The organism is Hyalangium sp. (genome assembly GCF_045802625.1).
In the GTDB taxonomy this organism is placed as follows: domain Bacteria; phylum Myxococcota; class Myxococcia; order Myxococcales; family Myxococcaceae; genus Hyalangium.
In genome coordinates, this window is the sequence record NZ_JBJMQP010000134.1 from 1 (window position 1) to 6,201 (window position 6,201).

Annotated in this window: 5 protein-coding genes; 2 read left to right on the forward strand and 3 right to left on the reverse strand. The window is 67.6% G+C overall.

Translation table 11 applies throughout. The annotated features are described in order from the left end of the window. Positions 1-91 precede the first annotated feature (91 nt). The 3 genes from ACJ8AT_RS24900 to ACJ8AT_RS24910 all read right to left on the reverse strand — a co-directional run bounded on the left by ACJ8AT_RS24900 (position 92) and on the right by ACJ8AT_RS24910 (position 3,943). Positions 92-967 (reverse strand): acyl-CoA carboxylase subunit beta, encoded by an 876-nt coding sequence (locus tag ACJ8AT_RS24900; protein ID WP_407740338.1) that lies wholly within the window; start codon positions 965-967, stop codon positions 92-94. A gap of 51 nt (positions 968-1,018) precedes the next feature. Further along, positions 1,019-2,851, reverse strand: a complete 1,833-nt coding sequence (locus ACJ8AT_RS24905; protein WP_407740339.1) for an ATP-binding protein — start codon at positions 2,849-2,851, stop codon at positions 1,019-1,021. A gap of 474 nt (positions 2,852-3,325) precedes the next feature. Then, positions 3,326-3,943, reverse strand: coding sequence for a hypothetical protein (locus tag ACJ8AT_RS24910; protein WP_407740340.1), 618 nt, complete (start codon positions 3,941-3,943; stop codon positions 3,326-3,328). 833 nt (positions 3,944-4,776) lie between these two features. Here ACJ8AT_RS24910 and istA point away from each other — a divergent pair. Continuing rightward, positions 4,777-5,244, forward strand: a complete 468-nt coding sequence (gene istA, locus ACJ8AT_RS24915) for an IS21 family transposase (protein WP_407740342.1) — start codon at positions 4,777-4,779, stop codon at positions 5,242-5,244. After that, positions 5,245-6,003, forward strand: coding sequence for an IS21-like element helper ATPase IstB (gene istB / locus ACJ8AT_RS24920; protein WP_407740341.1), 759 nt, complete (start codon positions 5,245-5,247; stop codon positions 6,001-6,003). The last annotated feature ends 198 nt before the right edge of the window (positions 6,004-6,201 follow it).

Below are 6,201 nucleotides of genomic sequence, written 5' to 3' on the forward strand. Positions count from 1 at the left end.
ACCTGCACCCCGTAGGCCAGCCACAAGTGGGCAGAAGGACTCGATTACCGGCGGCTCCGCCTGTCTCACCTTCGAGCCACCCAGGTCCCGTTCACGATCGAGTCCTTTGACACCTTCCCTGGCCCCTGCTCGAGGGAGGCTCGAAGGCCCGGCCGTTCATCACGTAGTAGCCCGCGCCGTAGCCCTTGCGCACCACCACCGTCAGTTTGGGCACCGTGGCGCTCGCCACCGCGTACATCATCTTCGCCCCGTGCCGGATGATGCCCTGCTGCTCCACCTTCGTGCCCACCATGAAGCCCGGTACGTCCTGCAGAAACACCAGCGGGATGTTGAAGGCATCGCACAGGTTGATGAACCGCGCCGCCTTGTCCGCCGCGTTCACATCCAGGATTCCTCCCAGGAACATCGAGTTGTTCGCCACGATGCCCACCGGCCACCCGTCAATCCTCGCCAGTCCCGTAATGAGATTGCGCGCGAAGCGAGGCTTGAGAGGGAAGAACTTCCGTTCATCCACCAGCGACAGGATGACCTTGTGCATGTCGAACGCCTGCCGGGGGCTTTCGGGCACCACCTTGAGCAGTTCCTCGTCCCTCCGGTCGAACGGATCCGCCGACGGCTTGCGCGGAGGCTTGTCCTCGCAGTGCGAGGGGAAGAAGGACAGGTACTCGCGGATGGCCGTGCGGCAGGCCGTGTCGTCCGCGTACTCGGCGTCCGCCACGCCCGAGATTTCGTTGTGCACCGTCGAGCCGCCCAGCTCTTCCTCCGTCACCTTCTCGCCCACCACGGACTCGACGAGGTACGGGCCGCCGATGGCGATGGAGCTCGTGCCCTTCACCATCGGCACGAAGTCCGCCAGCGCCGGGATGTAGGCCGTGCCAGCCAGAACCCGTCCGCGGCCGAACTCCTCGATCGGCGCCCGGCGCAGCTCCTCCGAGAGGAATCCATCCAGCCATTCGAGGAACACCACGGCACGCATTGTCGGTGGAGCGCGGACACCCTGGGCTGGACCGGAGCCTGACTACCCGACGGAGCGTGAGTGCCATGGAAGCTCCACGACGAACGTCGCCCCGGCTCCAGGCGCACTCCTGACCCGGACCCGGCCCCCGTGAGCTTCGACGATCTGCCGAACCCGACAGAGGCTCAGCCCGAGCCCTCCAAAGTTCCGCGAGGACACGACGTGGCCAAAGCGCTCGAAGATGAGCAGCTGGGCCTCCGGCTCGATCCCGATGCCGTGGTCCTGGACGGACAGCCGGATGCTGCCGAGGCCTCGCTCGAGGGTGATCTCGATGGGTTTGCCCTCACCAAACTTGAGAGCGTTGGAGAGCAGGTGCACCACCATCTGCTCGAGCCGAGTCCGATCCCACATGCCGACGACGCTCTCGAGGTTCGCCGTGATCGACACCTTGCGCGCGTCGATCTCCGGCCGGAACTGGCGGAGCACCGACTGAACCACCTGGGCGAGGTCGACGGGCTCCCGCTGGAGCGTGAGGCCTTCCGTCTGGAACTGCACCACCTCGAACATGGTCTCCAGCAGCTTGTTCAGTCGCTGCACGTGGTGAAGGATGCGGGTCGCCAGCTCCTCCTGCTTCTCCCGGGAGAGCATTCGATCGGTCCCCGAAACGGCCCTCACCAGGCGCTGCGTGACCAACTGGAGAACCGTCAAGGGCGTCTTCAGCTCATGGGATGCCAGCGAGAGAAAGTCGTCCCGCAGCGTCAGCGCGTGATGGAGCGCCTGGGCCCGGCGGTCCAGGATCCACGCCATCACCAGTGCGCCGCCGACAGCGAGCAGGAGCAGCCCGAGCACGAGCGCCTGGGCGTCTCTCAAGGGTCGAAACGCCTCCGCGACGTCGATCTCTGTCGCCAGTCCCATTCCCAGGTTGTCGTCCCAGCTCCACGAGCCCACGACCGGGACGCCACGATAGTCGTTGTAGACCGTGAGATTGTTGTCGGTATTGCCGGTGAGCGCGCTGGCGGCCATCTGGGTGAGTGGCTGCTGGGGCCTCGGATGCGTCGGCACGCCACCCTTGGTGAGGTCCTCCCCCGGATCCCGCAGCTCGATACTCAGGATGGAGTTCTCACCTGGGTCGAGCAGGCCCACCGCCTGGAGCTGAGCCTCGAATCGGCTGCTGGTGACCATCTGCCCGCTCCGGTTGAAGGCGTAGGTCTCCCCCGTTCCACCGGTGCGGCCCAGGTGGACGACCCGGCTGAACTCCCGCTCGGGAGCCAGCCGGAATAACAGCACGGCGATGACGGAGCCCTTGGCCCCACGGATGGGTGCCGCGACGAACATGATCGGATGCTCCAGGCGCGACCCGGCGCGCGTGGGGACAGAGATGAGCGAGCGGTGGGGGGAGCCAAGCTGAGGCGTCCCCTTGAAAGCTCCGTCGATCAGGGTGGGGTCGAGCTGGAGGAGCAGCTTCAGCCCAATGGCGTCGTCGAGGTCCGAGGCGAGCGTCGTCCCGTCCGGCGCGATCACGGCGTAGCCAGAGTAGTCGTGGAGGTGCACCACCGGCAGGAGGAGTTGCCGGATCTGCGCCGCGGCCGGGCTGGACCGCAAGGGCTCGCTCTCCCGAGGGACGTCCAGCTGAATCTCCACGGCCTGGCGCAGCTGCTCGGACTGGGCCCAGGACGCCACGTCCGCCTTCCTGTCCTCGGCCCAGAGCAGGAGTCCTTCGTGGGAGAGGGCGACCACCGCCCCCAGCGTGTCCTGGAGGTTGCGGCGGTAGAACAGCTCGACCCGCTGGAGCGTCCACCACGCGGCCAACCCGATAGGGGCGAGAAACACGAGCAGGAGGATGACCGTCTTCTGCCGCCGCCCGCCACGGCTCCGCCCTGCCGCAGGCTGGAACATCTTCATTGCCTCCTCGTTTCGGGAATGCCTTGCTGCTTCAAGATAGGCACGGGGAGCGGCCCGGCCCCCACCAGGCGCCACCTGCCGCGCGCTGCTTCGAGGGGTGGGGGGCTGGCCCTGGGAGAGGGCGAGAGCCACGCTGACCTCCTTGCGCGCCCCTCGCCACCGGCTCCACCGCCAGCTCCAGCGCCTGGGGCAGGCGCGAAGGCCCCAGGTTCCGGAGAACTCGCCGAGTCCGTAGGTACTTCCTCAGCGGCACAGAACCCCTCCCGGCAATTCCGCCCTGGCCCGCGGGCGTCAGATAGGTTCCGCGTTCATGCGGATGACCTCCCTGGCCCTGTTCCTCCTCTCGCAGCCCACCGTGGCCGCGAGCTGGCTGTGGCGGCTTGAGCTTCAACACCACGCGCAAGTCCGAGGACAGGCATTCCCCTTCGTAGCGTTACCCACTCCGTGCGGTCACCTGTGTGAGCCGCTCTAAAGGGCGAGCCTCGAGTCCCCCTCTTCCACCGTCCAGGACCACACCGCCACATAGGGGTGGAGCCAGCCGGCATCCTGGAGCGCGGCGAACAGCCCCTCCTCGATGACGAGCCACTGGCCGAACCACCGGCCCAGGGCGATGCGGTTGCGGGCCGGGTAGCGCGCCGCCGCCCTGCCCTGGAGCTCCAGCCGCCAGCCCTTCCCCTCGGGGTACGCCACCGCGTCCAGATAGAGCGGGCTGTTCAGCGCCAGCGCGACGCGCAGCGAGTCCCGCTCCAGGTCCCGCTTCGTCCAGCGCACGCTCCGCCTCGACAGCGTTACTGGTCCCTTCGCCTTCCCGTGGCGCCGGGCCTCCTCCAACATGGCCCGGACGTTCTGCCGGACGAGCGGGGACTCCATGGCGAAGTCGCCGCGCCACTCGCGCTCCTGGGGCCCGGGGATGAACATCCACAGCGTCTCGCTCGCGACCTCCGGGTAGCCGAGCGCATAGCCCTCCAGGCCCATCGCCAGATTCAGCGTGACCACCTGCACGCGCCCGTGCCCCGAGAGCCGCCAGCCGTTCGCGGCCAGACGCTCGGCCATGACGTCCAGCCGGTGCTGGATTTCCAGAGCCACGAGCGGCGCGCCCACCGTGAGCCCGAGCACCCCCACCGCGAGGGCGCCAACGCGAGACAGAGCGCGGCCAACGCCACGGAGGGACTCCAGAGCATGAGGAGGGCGGCGATGGCCAGCGACGCCACCGCCGCCACGAGCAGCACGCCCTGGAACAGGGCGAACATCAGGGAAAAGAGACGCGGAGCCCTCGTCGGAGTGGAGCGCATGCCCCGAGTAGAGCCAACTCCGCGCCTGCCTCGGGGAGACAGCGGCCCAGCGGTCTCTTCCGGGCGGAAACCGGACGCAATCCAGGTCCGAGCGGCCGGGTGCTCCGCGCCGAGCGGCTGGAGCCAGCACGGGCCGCGGAAAGGGACCGTGTCAGGTCCCCTCCTGTCAGGAAGCCAAGTACTTCTCCTGCGCGGGGGGCTTGTCGATTCACGCCCAGGGCCTCGAGCTTCAGCGGGGAGTTGTCGAGGGATTCGTTTCCGACACCTCGTCTCCTATGAATCGTCTGACACCCTCCGGTGAGCGCAACCGCAAGCCCTCCCCACTGCCGCGACACATCGAGATCCGGCAGTGCCGATTACCCGTCACCTCAAGGCACTGGCGCGGTTGGTCGCCTTACTTCTGCCGGGGCGCTGAACGCCAAGGGCTGCGGGGCCGCCATCCTGGCGGGCTTCTACCGAGCCAACATGCGAGCCTGGACACGTGCGTGCACCGGGCCAAGCCGAGCACCGATTCCGGGCCAAGGTGAGCACCCGTTCCGGAGCAAGGTGAGCACCCATTCCGGGGATGCCGAGCGGGCATTCCGGGCAAGGTGAGCACCTGTTCCGAGCCTACCGAGCACCTCCTTGATGCTGGGGGCCAGCAACCTCACCTACGTGGAGCCTGTCTTCAGCGAGGACATGGCTACGTGGGTGGGCTGCCACGTGCGCGCCTTCGCATACTTCGGCGGCGTGACGGAGCTGGTGGTGCCGGACAATCTCAAGGCAGGTGTCACGCGGGCACACCGCTACGAGCCGGACACCAATCCCACGTACGCGGACCTGGCGCGGCACTACGGCTTCGCGATTCTTCCGGCACGCCCGCGCCGGCCGAGGGACAAGGCGAAGGTGGAAGTGGGCGTGCTGCTGGCCGAGCGGTGGATTCTGGCGGCGCTGCGCCACCGCCACTTCACGTCGCTCTGCGAGGTGAGTGAGGCGGTGAAGCCGCTGCTGGAGAAGCTCAACGAGAGGCCCATGCGCAAGCTGGGCAAGTCGAGGTGGGAGCTCTTCGAGGAGGTGGAGCGCGCGGCGCTCAAGCCCCTGCCGAGCCGCCCGTAGATGCTGGTGGACCAGACGCTGGAGAAGCTGAGCGCGATGAAGCTGCACGGCATGGCCAACTACCTGCGCGGGTGGCTGGAGAAAGCCCCCGACAAGGACGTGTCGGCGACGGACCTGGTGGGCCTGCTGACGGACGCGGAGTGGATGTACCGGGAGAACAAGAAGCTGAGTGCACGCCTGCAACACGCGAAGCTGCGCCAGCAGGCGTGCCTGGAGGAGATTGATTACGGACACGCCCGCGGACTGACGAAGGCGCAGGTGATGGAGCTGTCCACCTCGAAGTGGGTGGAGAGCAGGCAGAACGTGCTGCTGACGGGGCCGACCGGAGTGGGCAAGAGCTTCCTGGCGTGCGCGCTGGGCCAGAAGGCGTGCCGCGACGGCTACAGCGTCGTGTACCGGCGAGCCTCACGCCTCTTCGACGAGCTGGCACAGGCACGCGCGGACGGCACCCACCCCCATGTGCTCAAGCGGCTGGCGAAGGCGCAGGTGCTGATTCTCGATGATTTCGGGCTGGAGCCGCTGGGCGCGGCCGAACGCAAGGAGCTGCTGGAGGTGCTGGAGGACCGCTACCAGGTGAGCTCCACCGTGGTGACGAGTCAGCTGGAGCCCAAGGATTGGCACGCCGTGATTGGCGACGCGACGCTGGCCGACGCCATCCTCGACCGGCTGGTGCACAACGCCCACCGGCTGAAGCTGGCGGGCGACTCCATCCGCAAGGTGGACGTGAATTTGACCAAGGGCCGCAAGCAGGCGAAGTGACCACCACCCCAGCGTCGCTGACGCTCCGACTGCTCACCTTGGCCGGAACGGCTGCTCGGCTTGGTCTGGAACGAGTGCTCACCTTGGCCGGAATACGCACCCTACCTTCCGAGAGAGGTTGGCGCGCAGGTACTGCATGAAGCCAGCGAGCGCGGCCCCCTGGGCCCACACCAGCAGGTGAAAGTGATTGGAGGCAAA

Coding starts and splice junctions, on each gene's coding strand:
- ACJ8AT_RS24905 (WP_407740339.1), bottom strand. CDS start 2,851: ATGTTCCAGCCTGCGGCAGGGCGGAGCCGTGGCGGGCGGCGGCAGAAG.
- istA (WP_407740342.1), top strand. CDS start 4,777: ATGCTGGGGGCCAGCAACCTCACCTACGTGGAGCCTGTCTTCAGCGAG.
- istB (WP_407740341.1), top strand. CDS start 5,245: ATGCTGGTGGACCAGACGCTGGAGAAGCTGAGCGCGATGAAGCTGCAC.